Genomic DNA, 16,961 nt, shown 5'->3' with positions numbered 1-16,961 from the left:
GGTTATTCACCAACCGGTGGGCAACGGATGCCCCTCGGCGAAGCCGGCGGCGGACTGCACCCCGACGACCGCCCGCTCGTACAGCTCCTCCAGGTTCGCGGCACCCACGTAGGTGCAGGTGCTGCGCACGCCGGAGGTGATGTGGTCGATCAGGTCCTCCACCCCGCCGCGGTCGGGGTCCAGACCCATCCGCGACGTCGAGATGCCCTCCTCGAACAGGGCCTTGCGGGCCCGGTCGAACTGGCTTTCGGCGCCGGAGCGGGCGACCACCGCCCGCTTGGACGCCATGCCGTAGCTCTCTTTGTACGGTTGGTTGTCGCGGTCGCGCATCAGGTCGCCCGGCGACTCGTAGGTCCCGGCGAACCACGACCCGATCATCACATTGGACGCACCGGCGGCCAACGCCAGGGCCACGTCCCTCGGGTGCCGGATGCCACCGTCGGCCCACACGTGTCCGCCCAGTTCTCTTGCGGCAGAGGCACATTCGACTACAGCGGAGAACTGTGGGCGGCCCACGCCGGTCATCATCCGGGTGGTGCACATCGCACCGGGCCCGACGCCGACCTTCACGATGCCGGCGCCGGCCTCGATCAGGTCCCGGGTTCCCTGGGCTGACACCACGTTCCCGGCCACCAGCGGCACACCCAGCTTCATCGAGGCGACCATCTTGATCGCCTCCAGCGTCTTGACCTGATGCCCGTGCGCGGTGTCGATGACCAGGACGTCGACACCCGCCTCGGCCAGCGCCTGGGCCTTCGAGGCGACCTCGCCGTTGATGCCGACTGCCGCGCCGACCCGCAGCCGCCCCGTGCTGTCGAGAGCCGGGCTGTAGATCCCGGTTCGTACCGCGGCGGTGCGCGTCAGCACCCCGGCCAGGGTCCCATCGGTGTGGGTGAGGACCGCCACGCCGATCGGCGCATGCTCGAGGAGGTCGAAAACCTTGCGCGGTTCGGTGCCCGCCGGTGCGGTGACGAAATCCGTGACGGCGATGTCGCGCACCCGGGTGAACCGGTCCACGCCTACGCACGCCGATTCGCGGACCAACCCGATGGGACGGCCCTCGAACACCACCACCGCGACCCCGTGGGCGCGCTTGTGGATCAGCGCGATCGCGTCGGACACCGAATCGTCGGGCGCCAGCGTCACCGGGGTGTCGAGCACCAGGTCGCGGCTCTTGACGAACTCCACCGTCTGCTGCACGGCAGGAATGGGCAGATCCTGCGGGACGATCACGATCCCACCCCGGCGGGCCACCGTCTCGGCCATCCGCTTGCCCGCGACCGCGGTCATGTTGGCGACCACGACCGGGATGGTGGTGCCCGAACCGTCAGCCGTCGACAGGTCCACGTCGAACCGCGACGCGACATCGGACCGGTTGGGCACGATGAACACGTCGTTGTAGGTCAGGTCAAATGCCGGGCGGTGCCCGTCCAGGAACTTCATCGTCTCTCGCTAGGCAGGAACTTCGCTTCGGTCTCCACTCCACAGGGTGTGGAACTTCTTGCCCGGTTCCTCGTCGGTGCGCCCGTAGGTGTGCGCGCCGAAGAAATCGCGCAGGCCCTGGGTCAGCGCGGCGGGCAGCCGTTCGGTGCGCAACCCGTCGTAATAGGACAGCGCCGAGGAGAACCCCGGGATCGGGATACCCAACTGCGTGGCCGTCACCACCACGCGCCGCCAACTGTCGATGGCCGCTTCGATCGCGCTGCGGAAATACGGGGCGACGATCAGCGTGGGCAGGTCGGGGTCCTCGTCGAAGGCTTCTTTGATCCGGTTGAGGAACTTGGCCCGGATGATGCAGCCGCCGCGCCAGATGGTCGCGAGGTCGCCGGGCGTGACTCCCCAGTCGTACTCGGCGCTGCCCGCCTGGATCTGGTTGAAACCCTGGGCGTAGGCGATGATCTTCGACGCGTACAGGGCCTGCCGGACGTCCTCGGTGAATTGCGCTGCATCACCGGGCTTGTCACCGAGATCGCCGGAGGCCAGTCCCGTCGTCGCCTTGCGCTGGGCTACCGAACCCGACAACGCCCGCGCGAACACGGCCTCGGCGATGCCGGTGACCGGCACCCCCAGGTCCAGCGCCGACTTCACCGTCCACCGGCCGGTGCCCTTCTGCTCGGCTTCGTCGACGATGACGTCGACGAGCGGCTTGCCGGTCCTGGCGTCGGTCTGGCGCAGCACCTGCGCGGTGATCTCGACCAGGAAGCTGTCCAGGTCGCCCTTGTTCCATTCGTCGAACACGTCGGCGATCTCACCCGCCGAATTGCCCAGCCCGTCGCGCAGCAACTGGTAGGCCTCACCGATCAATTGCATGTCGGAGTACTCGATGCCGTTGTGCACCATCTTGACGAAGTGACCCGCGCCGTCGGGTCCGATGTGCGTGCAGCAGGGGACGCCGTCGACGTGCGCCGAGATCTCCTCGAGGAGCGGGCCGAGCGACTCGTAGGACTCGGCGGGGCCGCCCGGCATGATCGACGGCCCGTTCAGCGCCCCCTCCTCGCCGCCGGAGATGCCGGCGCCGACGAAGTGCAGCCCCCGCTCGCGGATCGCCTTCTCCCGCCGGATCGTGTCGGTGTACAGCGCGTTGCCGCCGTCGATGATGATGTCGCCCTCTTCCATGGCGTCGGCGAGCTCGTTGATGACGGCATCGGTGGGGTCGCCCGCCTTGACCATGATGATGACCCGGCGCGGCTTTTCCAGTGCCGCAAGAAATTCCGGGATCGTCTCACTTCGCACGAAGTTGCCATCTGAGCCGTGCTCGTCCAGCAGCGCTTCGGTCTTGGCCACCGACCGGTTGTGCAGCGCCACGGTGTAGCCGTGCCTGGCGAAGTTGCGGGCCAGGTTCGAGCCCATCACGGCCAGCCCGGTCACCCCGATCTGTGCGGTCGCAGTCTTCGAATCCGACGAACTCATGTCCTGCCTCTCAGTCGGGCCCAGCGGTTCAGGAAACCTGGGAAATACTGTCGCACAACGGCCGCGCCGGCGTTCCCCGGCATTCCAAGGCGCCCGGCCCGGTGCCTACGCGGTGACCAACCGGTGCAGCTCCGTCAGCCACGGTACGGCCAGCGCGATGGTGGGCACCACCAGCACCGCAGCCGCGGTCAGATAGGCGCCGGCGGACAGCAGCGGGCTGTTGCCCCGGCCCGACAACCGCCGGACCCGCACCACGGTGCTGGGGCCTCCTGCGGCCAGCGCGCCGGACGGAGCGCGACCGGAGGCACAGGCCACCAGGGCGCGGGCCAGGGGAGTACGCCCCACCGTGCGGACCGCGGCGTCATCGGCCAGCAACTCCACCAGCAACTGCACCGCGCCCAGGGCGTTCGCGCTGCGCACCAGGCGCGGGAATGCGGCGTGCACGGCCGTGAACGCTTCCAGCACCAGATCGTGGCGGGCCCGCAGATGAGCCCGCTCGTGCGACAGAATGGCCGCGACTTCGGTGTCGGCGAGCGTGGCCAGCGCCCCCTCGCTGACCACCACCCGGCTGCGCACCCCGGGCAGGCAGTAGGCCAGTGGCTGCTTGACGTCCAACACCCGCAGATCGCGGGTGCGGGCGCACGGTTGGCTGCGCGCGGAATCGTGGCCCACCCCGACCAGGTCGACCACCATCCGGTGGTGCGCCCGGCGCCGCCGGTTCGCGATGGCCACCCGCACCACGGCCACCATCAGCCGCGCCCCGACCAGCACGGTCAGCGCGAAGACGGTGACGTAGGCCGCCCACAGCGGCCACCCCAGTCGGCTCTCGGCGTCGACGATGCCTGCGGTAGGCCGACCGTCCGGGCCGGGCATCAGCAGCCGGCTGGCGATGGCGATACCCGCGCTGAAAGTGGACAGGACGGCGGCGAGAGCAACGGCCTGCCAGAGCACCATCGCGGCCCGGGGAGCGCGCAGTGGCCACCTCGCCCGTGCCAGAGCCGCCGGTGTGGGGCCAGCCAGCAGCACCGCAAGGATGGTGAAGGCCAGCGCACACACGCTGATAGTCTCCCTCAGTCGTCGGCCGGAGGTCCAGCAGATAGCGAATTGCGTTGGTTAGCTTCCAATTCGGCGAGGGCGCGGCGCAGTGCGTCGGCCTCGTCCGCGCCGACCCGCTCGACGAAGTGCACCAGCGCCGCCTGCCGGCCGCCGGAGTCTTCGGCCTGGGCGAGCGCATCGACCATCAGACCGGCCACCAGTTCATCGCGGCCGTGCACCGGCGCATAGCGGTGAGCCCTGTCGTCCCGGAGTTGGGACACCAGGTTCTTCTTCGCCAACCGCTGCAGCACGGTCATGACGGTCGTGTAGGCAAGGTCGCGGTGCGCCGACAACGCCTCGTGGACTTGGCGAACGGTCTGCGGCTCCGCCATCGACCACAAGTGGTCCATAACGGCGCGTTCCAGATCCCCCAGCCGCGTCAGCTTGGCCATAGTTCATCTCCTGAGCGTTGAATCAAGCGTACTCCGGCTTACTACCGAGTGTCGTACCCACAACGAATCCCCGTCACCACATTACGCACCCGAGGCTTGCAAAATTAGGGCAGCCTTGCCTATGCTCAATCCGGTCGAGCGAAGACGGCCGCGGAGAGTCCTGAGGGCTGCAGCGACCCCGCGCCTCCTCGATCGGCGAGCCCCGTGCCATGCGCACGGGGCTCGCCTGTTTTCCGGGGCCGGTCCGCCCATGGTGTAGACACGAGACGTGTCATCAGTGCCTGATCAGGAATTCGTTGCACCCTTCGACAGCGAGTTGGGTCTGCAGTTCACCGAACTGACCCCCGACGGCGCCCGCGCGCAACTCGAGGTCAAGCCGAAACTGCTGCAGCCGATGGGCATCGTGCACGGCGGCGTCTACTGCTCGATGATCGAGAGCATGGCCAGCGTGGCCGCCTACACCTGGTTCAACACCAACGGGGCCGGCGGAAACGTGGTCGGCGTCAACAACAGCACCGACTTCCTGCGCGCCATCAAGTCGGGAACGGTTTACGGAAAGGCCGAGCCCATCCACCGTGGCCGCCTGCAGCAGCTGTGGCTGGTCACCATCACCGACGACGACGACCGCGTGGTGGCGCGGGGCCAGGTGCGCCTGCAGAACCTGGAAGCCCGATAGCCGCCGACCGCTCGGGGATCGCGTCGCCGTACGGAGCGTCGCTCTTGGTGTGCGCCCGCGTGATCGCCATGTAGAGCAGGCCGAAGCTGATCACCAGTCCGGCCATCAGCAACACCACGTAGTTGTCGTACCAGGGCGCGTCGGGGGACCGGGGCCAGCAAATGTTCGCGATCGCGGCGACGCCGTAGGCCAGGGCCCCGATGTTGATCGGCGCGCCCCACCGGCCCAGCCGGTATTTTCCCGACGGCTTCCACCCTCTGGCCCGGGCACGCAGCGCCGCCAGAACCACCATCTGGAAGCCGAGGTAGACGCCTACCGTGCCGAAGCTCACCAGTTTGTTGAGCGGGTGCTCGGAGACGATGGTCCCGATGATCAGCACCGCCGGGATGATGACCGCCGCCAGCAGCGAGTACGGGGGCACGTGCCGCTTGAGGTCGAACCGTTTCAGCAGCCGCGAACCCAGGATCATGTCGTCGCGGCCGTAGGAGAAGATCAGCCGGCTGGCGGCGGCCTGCAGGCTCAGTGCGCAGGACACGAACGAGATGAGCACGATGCCGAGCACCACCCTGGACCCGATGTTGCCGAACGCCGAACTCAGGACGGTGGAGATCGGGTTGGTGTCCTCACCGCGGATCACCGCGCCGAAGTCGGTGACCGACAGGACCAGGCTCAGGCAGACGAACGTCGAAGCCGCGCCGCCGATGTAGATGGTGCGACGCATCGCTTTCGGTATCTGGATTCCCGGGTTGCGGACCTCCTCGGCGACGTCGCCGCACGCCTCGAACCCGAAGAACTGGTAGAGCCCGATGAGGCTGGCGGCCAGGAACGCGTAGAGGAAGCTGTGGTCACCCTGGGCCCCGAAGCTGTGGAAGAGCACACCCAGTCCGTGGTGGCGGTGGGAGATCAACAGCCAGATGCCCACCACGAGGGCGCCGATGAGTTCGGCGGTGAAGCCGAAGATCGCGAAGTAACCCAGGATCTTGGTGCCGGTCAGGTTGATCAGTGTGGCTACGGCGAGAACGGCCAGGGCACAGTAGATCTTGGCCTGAGCCGTCGGCCTGAACCCGACCATGGCGGCCAGGTACGGGCCCGCACCGAACGCCGCGTCGGCAATGAGCGCCAGCAGGCAGAACATGTACACCCAGCCGGTCATCCAGGCCCATTTGCGGCCCCACAGCCGACGCGCCCACGGATAGACGCCACCGGCCACCGGGAACTGCGCGACCACTTCGCTGAAGACCAGTGCCACGAGCATCTGACCCGCGCCAACGATCAGCAGGCTCCAGATCATCCCCGGCCCCGCGGTGGCCAGCGCAAACGCGAACACCGTGTAGATGCCGACGACAGGCGACAGGTAGGTGAAGCCCAGCGAGAAGTTAGCCCACGGGCTCATGTCCCGCCGGAATTCCGAGGAGAATCCCAGCGCCTCGAGTTGGGCTTGATCCGCATCCTGGGCCGGTGGCTCGACCGCCACCTCGCTCTCCACGGCTTTCCCCGTACCAGCAAACACCACGATATGGACCTCCCGCCGTTGCAACTTCCAAATCCGCTGTGCTCTAACGCATTAACTTGCTATTGGTGCTTCGCCTCCTGGATCAGCGTCGCCGCCGTCCGCTTGAGCACGTCGCGTTGCCGGGTCACGTCGGCCACCGCGCGCCGGAGCTGATCGAGCTCGTCGCGTTCGCTGAGCGCGCCGTCATCGGGCCGGTCCGCCGTCAGGTCCGCTTCTCGTGCGATCGCGGGGATCACTTTCTGCCGCGACCGGCCCCGCGACTGGTCACCTCTCGGGGCGTTGACCACGCTGGCCACCGGACCGCCGAATCCGGGCATGCCGCCGTAGTAGGCGGCCGGTGCAACCGTGCCCGCAGGTGCGCCCGCGAGACCGGCAGCGGGCAGTGCCGTGGCGGCAAGGCGGACGGACGGTGCAGTGCCCCAGGACGGCGGGACGGACAGCTTGCCGACGTTCAATGCCTCACCCAGGCCGGCCGACGTCGCGGCGCCGGCAGCCGGTGTGCCGGTGGCCGGCGTGGTGACGTCCGACGCGGCTGCGGCCGCGGGTGCGCTGAGCGAGGCGGCCAGCGGGTTGAAAGCCACCGCAATCATCGGCGCGACCGTCAGCAGTACGCCGGAGATGGCGAAATTCACGCCGTAGGACAGGATTCCCAGGCCCAGGGTGTCCTCACTGGCCTGTTCGAACGCCTGCACGGGGTAACTGTTGAAGAAGTCGAGCAGCGCACTGGATCCCGGAAAAGTGCCGGTGGCCAGTTGATTGAGCAGATCGGGCACCGCGGCCAGTTGCGCGGCGCTCGACTGGGCCGGGGTAGCCGCGGCCTGACCGACCGTTGCGGCCTGGGCGGCCGTTCCGGACGGGTTGGTGTTCTGCTGCGGCGCACTGAACGGTGACAGCGTCGTGGCCGCGGCGGAGGCGCCGGCGTAGCCGAGCATGGCGGCGGCGTCCTGGGCCCACATCTGGGCGTACTGCGCCTCGGTGGCCGCGATCGCAGCGGCGTTCTGGCCCAGCAGGTTCGTGTCCACCAGCGCGGTCAGCAGCGCCCGATTCACCTCGATCTGCGCCGGCGGCACGGTAGCGGCGAACGCGGCCTCGTAGGCGGCGACCGCCGCCCCCAGCTGGCCGGCGGTCTGCTCCGCCTGAGCCGCGGTGGCACCGACCCAGAAAGCGTAGGGCGCCGCCGCGGCAGCCATCGACGCCGACGACGGGCCCGCCCACGGCCCACGGGTGAGGTCGGCGACCACCGCGGAATAGGATGCCGCGGTCGCCTTCAATTCCGCCGCTAACGACGACCAGGCCGCTGCTGCCGTCACAAGTGATCCCGGGCCGGCGCCCGCATACATCCGGCCCGAATTGATCTCCGGTGCCAGTGCGGCGAAGTCCAGAACCGGGATCACAGCATCGCTTCCTTGATCAGCCGCGCTGCCGCATCCCGCTCGGTCGCCAGTTCGCCGAGTTCCCTGCGCAATTGCGCTATCTCGTCACGTTCACGCTCGCTCAGCGCGCTGGCCACGTGCTGTGGACGCTGCTGCGCGGGCGAAACCGGCGCCGGCCGGTCGGTTTCGGTGGCCCACGGCGGCAACATCCTGCTGCGCGCCGCGGCGCGGGAGCCGGGCTCGCCGGTGCCGCGGGGCGCGTTGACCACGCTGCCCACCGGCGGTATTCCGAAGCCGGCGCCGGCAGCTTCCGCCTGGGGGGCACCGGCGGCCGGCAGGGCCGTGGCGGCGAGCCGGATGTTCGGGCTCTCAACCCAGCCCTGCGGCACCGACATCTTCCCGACCGTGGCCGCCTCGCCCACGCCCGCGGACACCGGACCCTGTTGCACGCTCGACCCCACCAGCGCCGATCCGGCCGCATCACCAGACACATCCGCGGCCGCGGCCGCAGCAGACGGCGGCAGCGCGAGCGGGTAGAGGGATACGAAGAGCGGTGTGATGCCAGAAGCCACGAAAGCCACGCCGCTGAATTCCGTGGCGACGTTACCTGCGTCACTGCCGAACTTGTTGATCGCCATGCCCAGCGGGCTCGTCGCGAATTCGTGCAACAGGGTGAGCGGGTCGACGGATCCAGGCGCTGCCAGGCCCTGAAGAAGATTGGGCACCGCTGCCATCTGGGCCAGGGTCGACTGTGCGGAACCGCTCGGCGTCGCGGCGGCCTGACCGACCGCTGCCGCTTGCGCCGCCGTCCCGGACGGGTCGGTGTTCTGCGGCGGCGCCGCGAACGGCATCAGTGTGGTTGCAACGGCCGAGGCGCCGGCATAACCGAACATCGCGGCGGCATCCTGAGCCCACATCTGGGCGTACTGCGCTTCGGTAGCCGCGATCGCGGCCGTGTTTTGACCCAGCAGGTTGGTGGCCACCAGCGCGGCGAGCAGCGCCCGGTTCACCTCGATCTCCGCAGGCGGCACCGTGGCCGCGAAAGCGGCCTCGTAGGCCGCCACCGCCGACTTCAACTGGGCGGCAGTCCGGCCGGCCTGGGCGGCGGTCGAGCTCACCCACGACGCGTAGGGGATGGCCGCGGCGGTCATCGAGGTCGACGACGGGCCTACCCAGGGGCCACCGGTGAGCTCCGCGATCACTGAGCGATAGGCGGACGCTGAGGAGTCCAACTCGGCCGCCAGCGCCTCCCACGCACCTGCCGCGGCGACCAACGGCCCCGAGCCGGCGCCCGCATACATCCGACCGGAATTGATCTCCGGCGGCAATACCGCAAAATCCACCCTGAAGCCCCCTAAAAAGCGGCCCGGTTAGAACGCTGAAAGTGTGCGAATCGTCGGGCCATATTAATGGTTAATCGCCTGTCTGAAATTGGGCTGGTTAGTAGCTGTAAATTTGCTGATAATGCAGTTATTCGTTTTCGTTATGGCGATTTCGCTTACCAATCGCGGACGACGCTCGGCCAGTGTCAGTCAAGGCAGCGCGCGGCGACCAACGCCGGAGGCGCGACGCCGATTGGACTCGATAAACCTACTGAACTGGAGTATCGGAGTTGGCAGCGACATGGCGCCGGGGGCGGAGCCTGCCCGGCGCCGCCCCCGACGAGGGAGAAGTATTGCAGCCTTCAGTGTTGCTAAGTTGAGCCCGATACGTATCCAGCTAGGGGCAATAGTTTAGCTATTTAGTTTGCCATTAGCTCTATGTCAATTGGCTTGATCAGTCGGTGAATGGTCCCCAGGCGTGCCGTTTGAGTGCCGCCGGCTTCTTGCCCAATTTTCCGGCCCGCACCATGACGGCCAGGCTGTCCAGGATGATCCGGCTGCTCATCAATGCCGTCTGCTCCGCCCAGTCGTAAGGCGGTGAGCACTCCACCACCTCGATGCCGTCGAGGCCGGGCTCGGAGATCATCCGAATCAGGTTCAGCGCTTCGCGCGGCAGCAGGCCACCTGGCTCCGGCCAGCCGGTGCCGGGCACGAATCCGGCGTCGATCACGTCGATGTCGAAGGACAGGTAGACCGCCTTGGCGTCTTTCCATGCCGTTTCCAGCGCGATTTCGGCGACCTTTTCGAGTCCGACGCGTTCGATGTCACCGACCGTGATGACGGTGCTGCCGCGCTGGCGGCCCACCTGGACACCGGCGCGCGGGGCCTGCCAGCCGCCGATCCCGACCTGCACCAGATTGGTGGCCGGGGCGTTCTTGATGTTGGTCGCGTGGAACCACGGCGTGGTGTGCATCCGCTCGTCGAGATCGGTCTCCTGGGTGTCGACGTGCCGGTCGAAGTGAATGATGCCGACGTTGCCGTCCAGGTAAGGCGCCAGGCCCCGCACGGTCGGGAAGCCGATCGAGTGGTCACCGCCGAGCACGACGGGGAACACACCCCGGGAAACCACATGGGCCATGGCCTGGCTGATCTGATCGAACGACTTCTCGATGTTGGCGGGAATGGTCAGCACGTCGCCGATGTCGACGATGTTGAGCTGTTCGCGCAGGTCTACACCGAGTTCGTAGCAGTAGGTACCGAACAGATTGGTAGACCGACGAATTCCGGTAGGCCCGAAACGAGTTCCGGGACGGTAGGTGGTCCCGGCATCCAGCGGCGCTCCGAAGACGGCCACCTCGGCATCGGCGACGTCATTCACGTCCTCGAGGAACGGCGCCTTGAGGAAGGTGCCGCGTTCGCCGGCGAAGTGCGGCAATTCGCCGCGCGCGAAGGTCGACAGCGTGCGGTCGTTGATGGTCGGGGCGGCTTCCAGCCCGTGGGAGAGACAGCGGTCGATTTCCTCGCGCAGCCGTCGGGTGGGCAGCTCGGCTTCGGCCTCCTGCGCCCACTTGCCCTCGCGGTTGGGGATGTCGGCCTGTCCAGCGAACGGATTGAACACAGGTACTTCCTCTCGTCGATTCACGGCGGAGGATGCCCTGGTTACCGGCCTTCAATCAGGTTATCTACCAGGTTGTTTCGGTGAGCCGGCGCGCCAGGCATCCAGTACTCACCGTCTTGTCGCTGTCCGGGTACGGCGAACTCGTCCGGGCGGCCCCGGGTGGCGCGCCTGGCTTTCAAGTTACCGACCAGCGCGCCGACCGCAAGCCAGATCGGCCTGAGTCTGGTTGGAGGTCGCTGTGAGTTTCCTTGGCGCTTCCGTGGCAATGCGCCGCTCCGGGATGCCCGCACCGGCCCCCGCGTGGCAGTATCGGCGAACATGCGTCTGACGCCGCACGAGCAGGAGCGACTGCTGTTGTCCTACGCCGCCGAACTGGCCCGTCGTCGACGGGCGCGGGGGCTGCGGCTGAATCACCCCGAGGCAGTTGCTGTGGTCACCGACCACATTCTGGAAGGAGCACGCGACGGCCGCACGGTGGCCGAACTGATGGCCAGCGGCCGCGATGTGCTCAGCCGCGACGACGTGATGGAGGGAGTACCCGAGATGCTCGATGACGTCCAGGTGGAAGCGACGTTCCCGGACGGCACCAAACTGGTCACCGTCCACCACCCGATCACATGATTCCCGGCGAGATCCTTTATGGCACCGGGGATATCGACATCAACCAGGGCGCGCGGCGCATCGAGATCGAGATCGTCAACACCGGTGACCGCCCGGTCCAGGTGGGCAGCCACGTCCACCTGCCCCAGGCCAACGCGGCGTTGTCCTTCGACCGCGCAACGGCGTTCGGCCACCGGCTGGACGTCCCGGCGGCCACCGCGGTGCGCTTCGAGCCCGGAGTACCGCAACGCGTCTCGCTGGTGCCGGTGGGCGGCCGGCGCGAGGTGCACGGGCTGACGCTGGATCCCCCTGGCCGGTTGGACCCGGCATGACGAGACTGTCCAGGGAGCGCTACGCGCAGTTGTTCGGGCCGACGACCGGGGACCGGATCAGGCTGGCCGACACCGACCTGTTGGTGGAGATCACCGAAGATCGCAGCGGGGGACCGGGGTTGGCCGGCGACGAGGCAGTGTTCGGCGGCGGCAAGGTGCTGCGGGAGTCGATGGGCCAGGGCCGGACCACTCGGGCTCAGGGCGCACCCGATACCGTCATCACCGGCGCGGTGATCATCGACTACTGGGGAATCATCAAGGCCGACATTGGGATTCGCGACGGACACATCGTCGGCATCGGAAAGGCCGGCAACCCGGACATCATGGCAGGCGTCCACCGGGACCTGGTGGTCGGGCCGTCCACCGAGATCATCGGCGGCAACGGCCGAATCGTCACCGCGGGCGCGATCGACTGCCACGTGCACCTGATCTGCCCGCAACTGATGGCTGAGGCGCTCGGCTCCGGCATCACCACGATCATCGGCGGCGGGACCGGCCCGGCCGAGGGCAGCAAGGCCACCACCGTGACACCGGGATACTGGCATCTGGCCACGATGCTCGAGGCGCTCGACGGCTGGCCGGTGAACTTTGCGCTGCTGGGCAAAGGCAACACCGTCAACCCGGAGGGGTTGTGGGAGCAATTACGCGGCGGCGCATCGGGTTTCAAGCTGCACGAGGACTGGGGTTCCACCCCGGCGGCCATCGACGCGTGCCTGACCGTCGCCGACGCCGCGGGAGTGCAGGTCGCGCTGCACACCGACACGCTCAACGAGATGGGGTTCGTCGAGAACACGCTGGCGGCCATCGCCGGCCGGTCGATCCACACCTACCACACCGAGGGGGCCGGCGGCGGGCACGCGCCGGACATCATGACGGTTGCGGCGCATCCGAACGTGTTGCCCAGCTCCACCAACCCGACCCGGCCGCACACCGTCAACACCCTCGACGAGCACCTCGACATGCTGATGGTGTGCCATCACCTCAATCCCGCGGTGCCCGAGGATCTGGCGTTCGCGGAGAGCCGGATCCGGCCCTCGACGATGGCGGCCGAGGACCTGCTGCACGATCTGGGCGCAATCTCCATGATCGGCAGCGATTCCCAGGCGATGGGCCGCATCGGCGAGGTAGTGCTGCGGACATGGCAGACCGCGCACGTGATGAAGCGCCGCCGCGGCGCGCTGCCGGGCGACGGCGCCGCCGATAACCTGCGGGCGCGGCGCTACGTCGCCAAATACACCATCTGCCCGGCGGTGGCGCACGGCATGGACCACCTCGTCGGCTCGGTGGAAGTCGGCAAGTTGGCGGACCTGGTGCTCTGGGAGCCGGCGTTCTTCGGGGTGCGCCCGCACGCGGTGGTCAAGGGCGGGGTAATCGCCTGGGCCGCAATGGGTGACGCGAACGCGTCCATCCCGACGCCGCAACCGGTTTTGCCGCGTCCGATGTTCGGCGCGGCCCCGGTCACCGCGGCCGCATCGTCGGTCCACTTCGTCGCGCCGGCTGCCATCGAAGCCGGGCTGGCCGACCGGCTCAGGGTCAACCGGCCACTGGTGCCGGTGGCCGATGTGCGCGCGGTCGGGAAGGCCGACCTGCCGCTCAACGACGCGATGCCGGGCATCGAGGTGGACCCGGACACGTTCACCGTCCGCATCGACGGCGAGGTGTGGCAGCCCGAGCCACCCGCCGAACTTCCGATGGCGCAACGGTATTTCCTGTTCTGATGGCATCACTCGCGACGCTCCTCGCACTCGCCGACTCCCGGCTGCCCACCGGAGCACACGTGCACTCCGGGGGCCTGGAAGAGGCGGTCACCCGCGGGCTGGCGACCGATCTGCGCACCCTGGAGGCCTTCCTCACCAGGCGGATCCGCACCCACGGTTTGGTCACCGCGTCGCTGGCCGTCGCGGTCCAGCGCGGCGAGCTGTCACCCGAGGACGGCGACCGCGAAACCGACGCCCGCACCCCGTCTCCCGCGGCCCGGGAGGCTTCCCGCAAGCAGGGACGCGGCTTGGCCCGGCTGGCACGATTGGTCTGGCCCGACCCCGGCTGGGACCGGCTCGGCCGGCAACCGCACCTCGCGGTCGCCGCAGGACGGGTCGGTGCGCTGTGCGACCTGCCCGCCGAGCACAACGCGCTGCACATCATCTACACGACGATGACCGGGTCGGCGACCGCCGCGCAGCGACTACTGGCCCTCGACCCGGCCGAAGTGGCCGCGCTGACGATCCGGCTGTCCGCTCTGTGCGAGCACACCGCGACCGAGGCGACCCGTGGACTGGCCGAACTCTCCGACCCATTGCTGGACACGCTGGCACAACAGCACGCGCAACGCGAGCGACCCCTGTTCGCCTCCTGAAAGGTCAACCATGCCAACGCATTCCCACACCCACAGCCACACCGACCGGCCCAGAAGGGTCCGCCGTCCCGGCGAGCCGCTGCGCATCGGCATCGGCGGGCCGGTCGGCTCGGGAAAGACCGCACTCGTGGCGGCGCTATGCCGCCAGCTGCGCGAGGAACTGTCCGTGGCGGTGCTGACCAACGACATCTACACCACCGAGGATGCCGACTTCCTGCGCCGGCACGCCGTACTGCCCGACGACCGCATCGCGGCGGTGCAGACAGGAGGCTGCCCGCACACCGCCATCCGCGACGACATCACCGCCAACCTCGACGCGATCGACGACTTGCAGGCTGCCCACGAATCGCTGGACCTGATTCTGGTGGAGTCCGGCGGGGACAACCTGACGGCCACCTTCTCCTCGGGCCTGGTCGACGTGCAGATCTTCGTCATCGACGTGGCCGGCGGCGACAAGGTGCCGCGCAAGGGGGGACCCGGCGTCACCTACTCGGATCTGTTGGTGGTCAACAAAACTGACCTGGCGCCGCTGGTAGGCGCCGACCTCGCGGTGATGGCCCGCGACGCCGACGCAGTGCGGGCCGGACGTCCCACGGTTCTGCAGTCGTTGACCGACGACCCGGCGGCCGGCCAGGTGCTGACCTGGGTTCGCGACCAACTGGCGGCCGCCCGCTGATGCGGTCACGGGTGTTGCTGGTCGCGTCACGGGATCGCTTACCGCGCCTGCAATGGCAGGGTGGCATCCAGGCCAGGTGCACGAATGCCCATACGGTGCACCTGATTTCGACAGCCGCCATCCCGCTGGGCGGCGACACCATCGACATCCGGGTGATCGTCGAGAACGGTGCCCGGCTCCGGTTGCGCAGCGCCGCCGCCACCGTGGCGCTGCCCGGCGCGGAGACCGACACCTCGCACGCATGCTGGGAGATCGACGTGGCAGGGGAGCTCGACGTGGACCTGCAGCCCACCGTCGTCGCCGCCACGGCCCGGCACCTGTCGGCGGTGACCCTGCGCCTGCACGAGGAGGGCCGGGTGCGCTTCAAAGAGCGGGTGCAGATCGGCAGATGCAACGAGGACCGGGGCTTCTGGTCCGGATCCATCCACGCCGACCGGCATTCCCAACCCATGCTGCGCCACCGGGTGGAACTCGGCGCGGGTTCGCTGACCGACGACGCGCTGGCCGCGCCCCGCGCGATGACCAGCGAATTACGCTATCCCGCAACCGACTCCACCGTAGACGCAAGTTCGACGGTATTGGCGCTGGCGAGCGGCGGAACACTGACCACCTGGCAGGCCGACCGCCTGACCGGCTAGCTGGCTTTTCGTGCGACGGCCCCGGAACTGTGCGCCTCGGCGGCCGCCTCGGCAAGTTGTTCCAGGCGCGTTCGCGCGAACGCCTGCTGGTCGGTGATGGTCAGCTGGCCGCGCCGGGTGCTCAGGAAGGTCACGATCCACGACAGCAACGTGGCGACCTTGGTCTTGAAACCGACGAGGTAGACCAGGTGCAGCACCAGCCACATCAGCCACGCGATGAACCCGCTGAATTCGAGCGGACCGATCTTGGCGACCGCGGAGAACCGCGACACCGTAGCCATCGAGCCTTTGTCGAAGTACTGGAACGGCTCCCGCTCGGCCGGGTCAGCGCCCTTGAGTTCGGCCTTGATGTTGTTGGCGACGTACTTGCCACCCTGGATGGCGCCCTGCGCGACGCCGGGCACGCCTTCGACCGCGGCCATGTCGCCGACCACAAAGACGTTGGGATGGCCCGGGATGGACAGGTCGGGGAGCACCTGCACCCGGCCGGCCCGGTCCAGTTCGACGTCGGACTGCTCGGCGAGGTCGCGGCCCAGCCGGCTGGCAGCCACGCCGGCCGACCACACCTTGCACGCCGACTCGATCCGCCGCTCGGTGCCGTCGGCGTCCTTGACCGTGATGCCGTTGCGATCTACGTCGGTGACCATCGCACCCAGTTGGATCTCCACGCCCAGCTTCTCCAGCCGCGCGGCGGCCCGCTCACCCAGCTTCTCACCGAACGGCGGCAACACGGCCGGCGCGGCATCGAGCAGGATCACCCGTGCCCGCGTCGAATCAATATGCCGGAAGGCGCCTTTCAGGGTGTGCTCGGCCAATTCGGCGATCTGCCCGGCCATTTCGACACCGGTGGGACCGGCGCCGACGACGGTGAAGGTGAGCAGCTTGGCTCGTCGTTCCGGGTCGCTGGACCGTTCCGCCTGTTCGAAAGCGCTCAGGATCCGGCCGCGCAGTTCCAGGGCGTCGTCGATGGTCTTCATGCCGGGGGCGAATTCGGCGAACTGGTCGTTGCCGAAGTAGGACTGGCCGGCTCCGGCCGCGACGATCAGGCTGTCGTACGGACTCTCGTAGGTGTGGCCGAGCAACTCCGAGACGACGACTTTGCGAGCCAGGTCGATGTGCGTGACATTGCCCAGCAGCACCTGAACATTGCGCTGCTTGCGCAGGATGACACGGGTGGTCGGCGCGATCTCGCCCTCGGAAATGATCCCGGTGGCCACCTGATACAGCAAAGGCTGGAACAGGTGGTGCGTGGTGCGGGCGATCAACTTGATGTCGACGTCGGCATGCTTGAGCTTCTTTGCCGCGGTGAGTCCGCCGAAACCCGATCCGATGATCACGACACGATGCCGTTGACGCGGTTCAGCTGTGGGTTCTTGTTGGGGGCTCATCTCTCGCTGCTCCTGACGGGATCTCCTTGGACGGGCGACTGCAGTTAGCTAATACCCAAAGCCTAGTCAACCCAC

Annotated in this window: 16 protein-coding genes and 1 riboswitch; of the genes, 7 read left to right on the top strand and 9 right to left on the bottom strand. The window is 68.1% G+C overall.

Features of this window, described 5'->3' with window-relative positions; genetic code table 11:
- Positions 1-6: 6 nt before the first annotated feature.
- The 4 genes from ACNQS7_RS03340 to ACNQS7_RS03325 form a co-directional block, all read right to left on the bottom strand.
- Positions 7-1,443 carry a GuaB1 family IMP dehydrogenase-related protein gene (locus ACNQS7_RS03340; RefSeq protein ID WP_418011421.1) on the bottom strand — a complete coding sequence of 479 codons (1,437 nt, stop codon included), beginning with the start codon at positions 1,441-1,443 and terminating at the stop codon, positions 7-9.
- Positions 1,444-1,452: 9 nt separating this feature from the next.
- Positions 1,453-2,910 carry an NADP-dependent phosphogluconate dehydrogenase gene (gndA, locus tag ACNQS7_RS03335; RefSeq protein ID WP_418011420.1) on the bottom strand — a complete coding sequence of 486 codons (1,458 nt, stop codon included), beginning with the start codon at positions 2,908-2,910 and terminating at the stop codon, positions 1,453-1,455.
- A gap of 105 nt (positions 2,911-3,015) precedes the next feature.
- Positions 3,016-3,966 carry a M56 family metallopeptidase gene (locus ACNQS7_RS03330; RefSeq protein ID WP_418011419.1) on the bottom strand — a complete coding sequence of 317 codons (951 nt, stop codon included), beginning with the start codon at positions 3,964-3,966 and terminating at the stop codon, positions 3,016-3,018.
- Positions 3,967-3,980: 14 nt separating this feature from the next.
- Positions 3,981-4,397: a BlaI/MecI/CopY family transcriptional regulator gene (locus ACNQS7_RS03325; protein ID WP_055579092.1), complete on the bottom strand. Its 417-nt coding sequence runs from the start codon at positions 4,395-4,397 to the stop codon at positions 3,981-3,983.
- Between the two features lie 268 nt (positions 4,398-4,665).
- Between ACNQS7_RS03325 and ACNQS7_RS03320 the strand changes: the two genes are divergently transcribed.
- Complete coding sequence (locus ACNQS7_RS03320) at positions 4,666-5,073, top strand: PaaI family thioesterase (RefSeq protein WP_418011418.1); 408 nt, start codon at positions 4,666-4,668, stop codon at positions 5,071-5,073.
- On the opposite strand, the gene ACNQS7_RS03315 is transcribed toward ACNQS7_RS03320, so the two are convergent.
- From ACNQS7_RS03315 to ACNQS7_RS03300, 4 genes are all read right to left on the bottom strand, one after another.
- On the bottom strand, positions 5,006-6,586 hold the full coding sequence (locus ACNQS7_RS03315) for an APC family permease (protein WP_418011417.1): 1,581 nt from the start codon (positions 6,584-6,586) through the stop codon (positions 5,006-5,008). The two genes, ACNQS7_RS03320 and ACNQS7_RS03315, sit on opposite strands and share 68 nt — an antisense overlap.
- A gap of 59 nt (positions 6,587-6,645) precedes the next feature.
- Entirely contained in the window at positions 6,646-7,968 is a 1,323-nt protein-coding gene (locus ACNQS7_RS03310; protein ID WP_418015862.1) for a PPE family protein, SVP subgroup, read from the bottom strand.
- Between the two features lie 8 nt (positions 7,969-7,976).
- Complete coding sequence (locus ACNQS7_RS03305; protein WP_418011416.1) at positions 7,977-9,302, bottom strand: PPE family protein; 1,326 nt, start codon at positions 9,300-9,302, stop codon at positions 7,977-7,979.
- Positions 9,303-9,735: 433 nt separating this feature from the next.
- Entirely contained in the window at positions 9,736-10,899 is a 1,164-nt protein-coding gene (locus ACNQS7_RS03300; RefSeq protein WP_418011415.1) for an agmatinase family protein, read from the bottom strand.
- Between the two features lie 105 nt (positions 10,900-11,004).
- Positions 11,005-11,068: riboswitch (guanidine-III (ykkC-III) riboswitch) on the bottom strand.
- Between the two features lie 149 nt (positions 11,069-11,217).
- Here ACNQS7_RS03300 and ACNQS7_RS03295 point away from each other — a divergent pair.
- From ACNQS7_RS03295 to ACNQS7_RS03270, 6 genes are read left to right on the top strand one after another with little or no spacing between them, the layout of a single operon-like run.
- Entirely contained in the window at positions 11,218-11,520 is a 303-nt protein-coding gene (locus ACNQS7_RS03295) for an urease subunit gamma (RefSeq protein WP_418011414.1), read from the top strand.
- A complete protein-coding gene (locus ACNQS7_RS03290; protein WP_418011413.1) occupies positions 11,517-11,831 on the top strand; it encodes an urease subunit beta in 315 nt (104 codons plus the stop codon). The genes ACNQS7_RS03295 and ACNQS7_RS03290 overlap by 4 nt, the downstream gene beginning before the upstream one ends.
- Positions 11,828-13,549, top strand: coding sequence for an urease subunit alpha (locus ACNQS7_RS03285; RefSeq protein ID WP_418011412.1), 1,722 nt, complete (start codon positions 11,828-11,830; stop codon positions 13,547-13,549). Before ACNQS7_RS03290 ends, ACNQS7_RS03285 begins: the two co-directional genes overlap by 4 nt.
- The gene (locus tag ACNQS7_RS03280; protein ID WP_418011411.1) at positions 13,549-14,184 is read left to right on the top strand and encodes an urease accessory protein UreF; all 636 of its coding nucleotides are present in this window, start codon (positions 13,549-13,551) and stop codon (positions 14,182-14,184) included. The genes ACNQS7_RS03285 and ACNQS7_RS03280 overlap by 1 nt, the downstream gene beginning before the upstream one ends.
- Positions 14,185-14,194: 10 nt before the next feature.
- Positions 14,195-14,860 (top strand): urease accessory protein UreG, encoded by a 666-nt coding sequence (gene ureG / locus ACNQS7_RS03275; RefSeq protein WP_418011410.1) that lies wholly within the window; start codon positions 14,195-14,197, stop codon positions 14,858-14,860.
- Positions 14,860-15,498, top strand: a complete 639-nt coding sequence (locus ACNQS7_RS03270; RefSeq protein ID WP_418011409.1) for an urease accessory protein UreD — start codon at positions 14,860-14,862, stop codon at positions 15,496-15,498. Before ureG ends, ACNQS7_RS03270 begins: the two co-directional genes overlap by 1 nt.
- Here the strand turns inward: ACNQS7_RS03270 and ACNQS7_RS03265 are convergent.
- Entirely contained in the window at positions 15,495-16,886 is a 1,392-nt protein-coding gene (locus tag ACNQS7_RS03265; protein WP_418011408.1) for an NAD(P)/FAD-dependent oxidoreductase, read from the bottom strand. The two genes, ACNQS7_RS03270 and ACNQS7_RS03265, sit on opposite strands and share 4 nt — an antisense overlap.
- Between the last annotated feature and the right edge of the window lie 75 nt (positions 16,887-16,961).

It is taken from the genome of Mycobacterium sp. 23 (assembly GCF_048287075.1).
In the GTDB taxonomy this organism is placed as follows: Bacteria; Actinomycetota; Actinomycetes; order Mycobacteriales; family Mycobacteriaceae; genus Mycobacterium; species Mycobacterium gordonae_B.
Note: the sequence above shows the minus strand (reverse complement) of the source record. Positions and strands in the feature narration are given on the sequence as shown.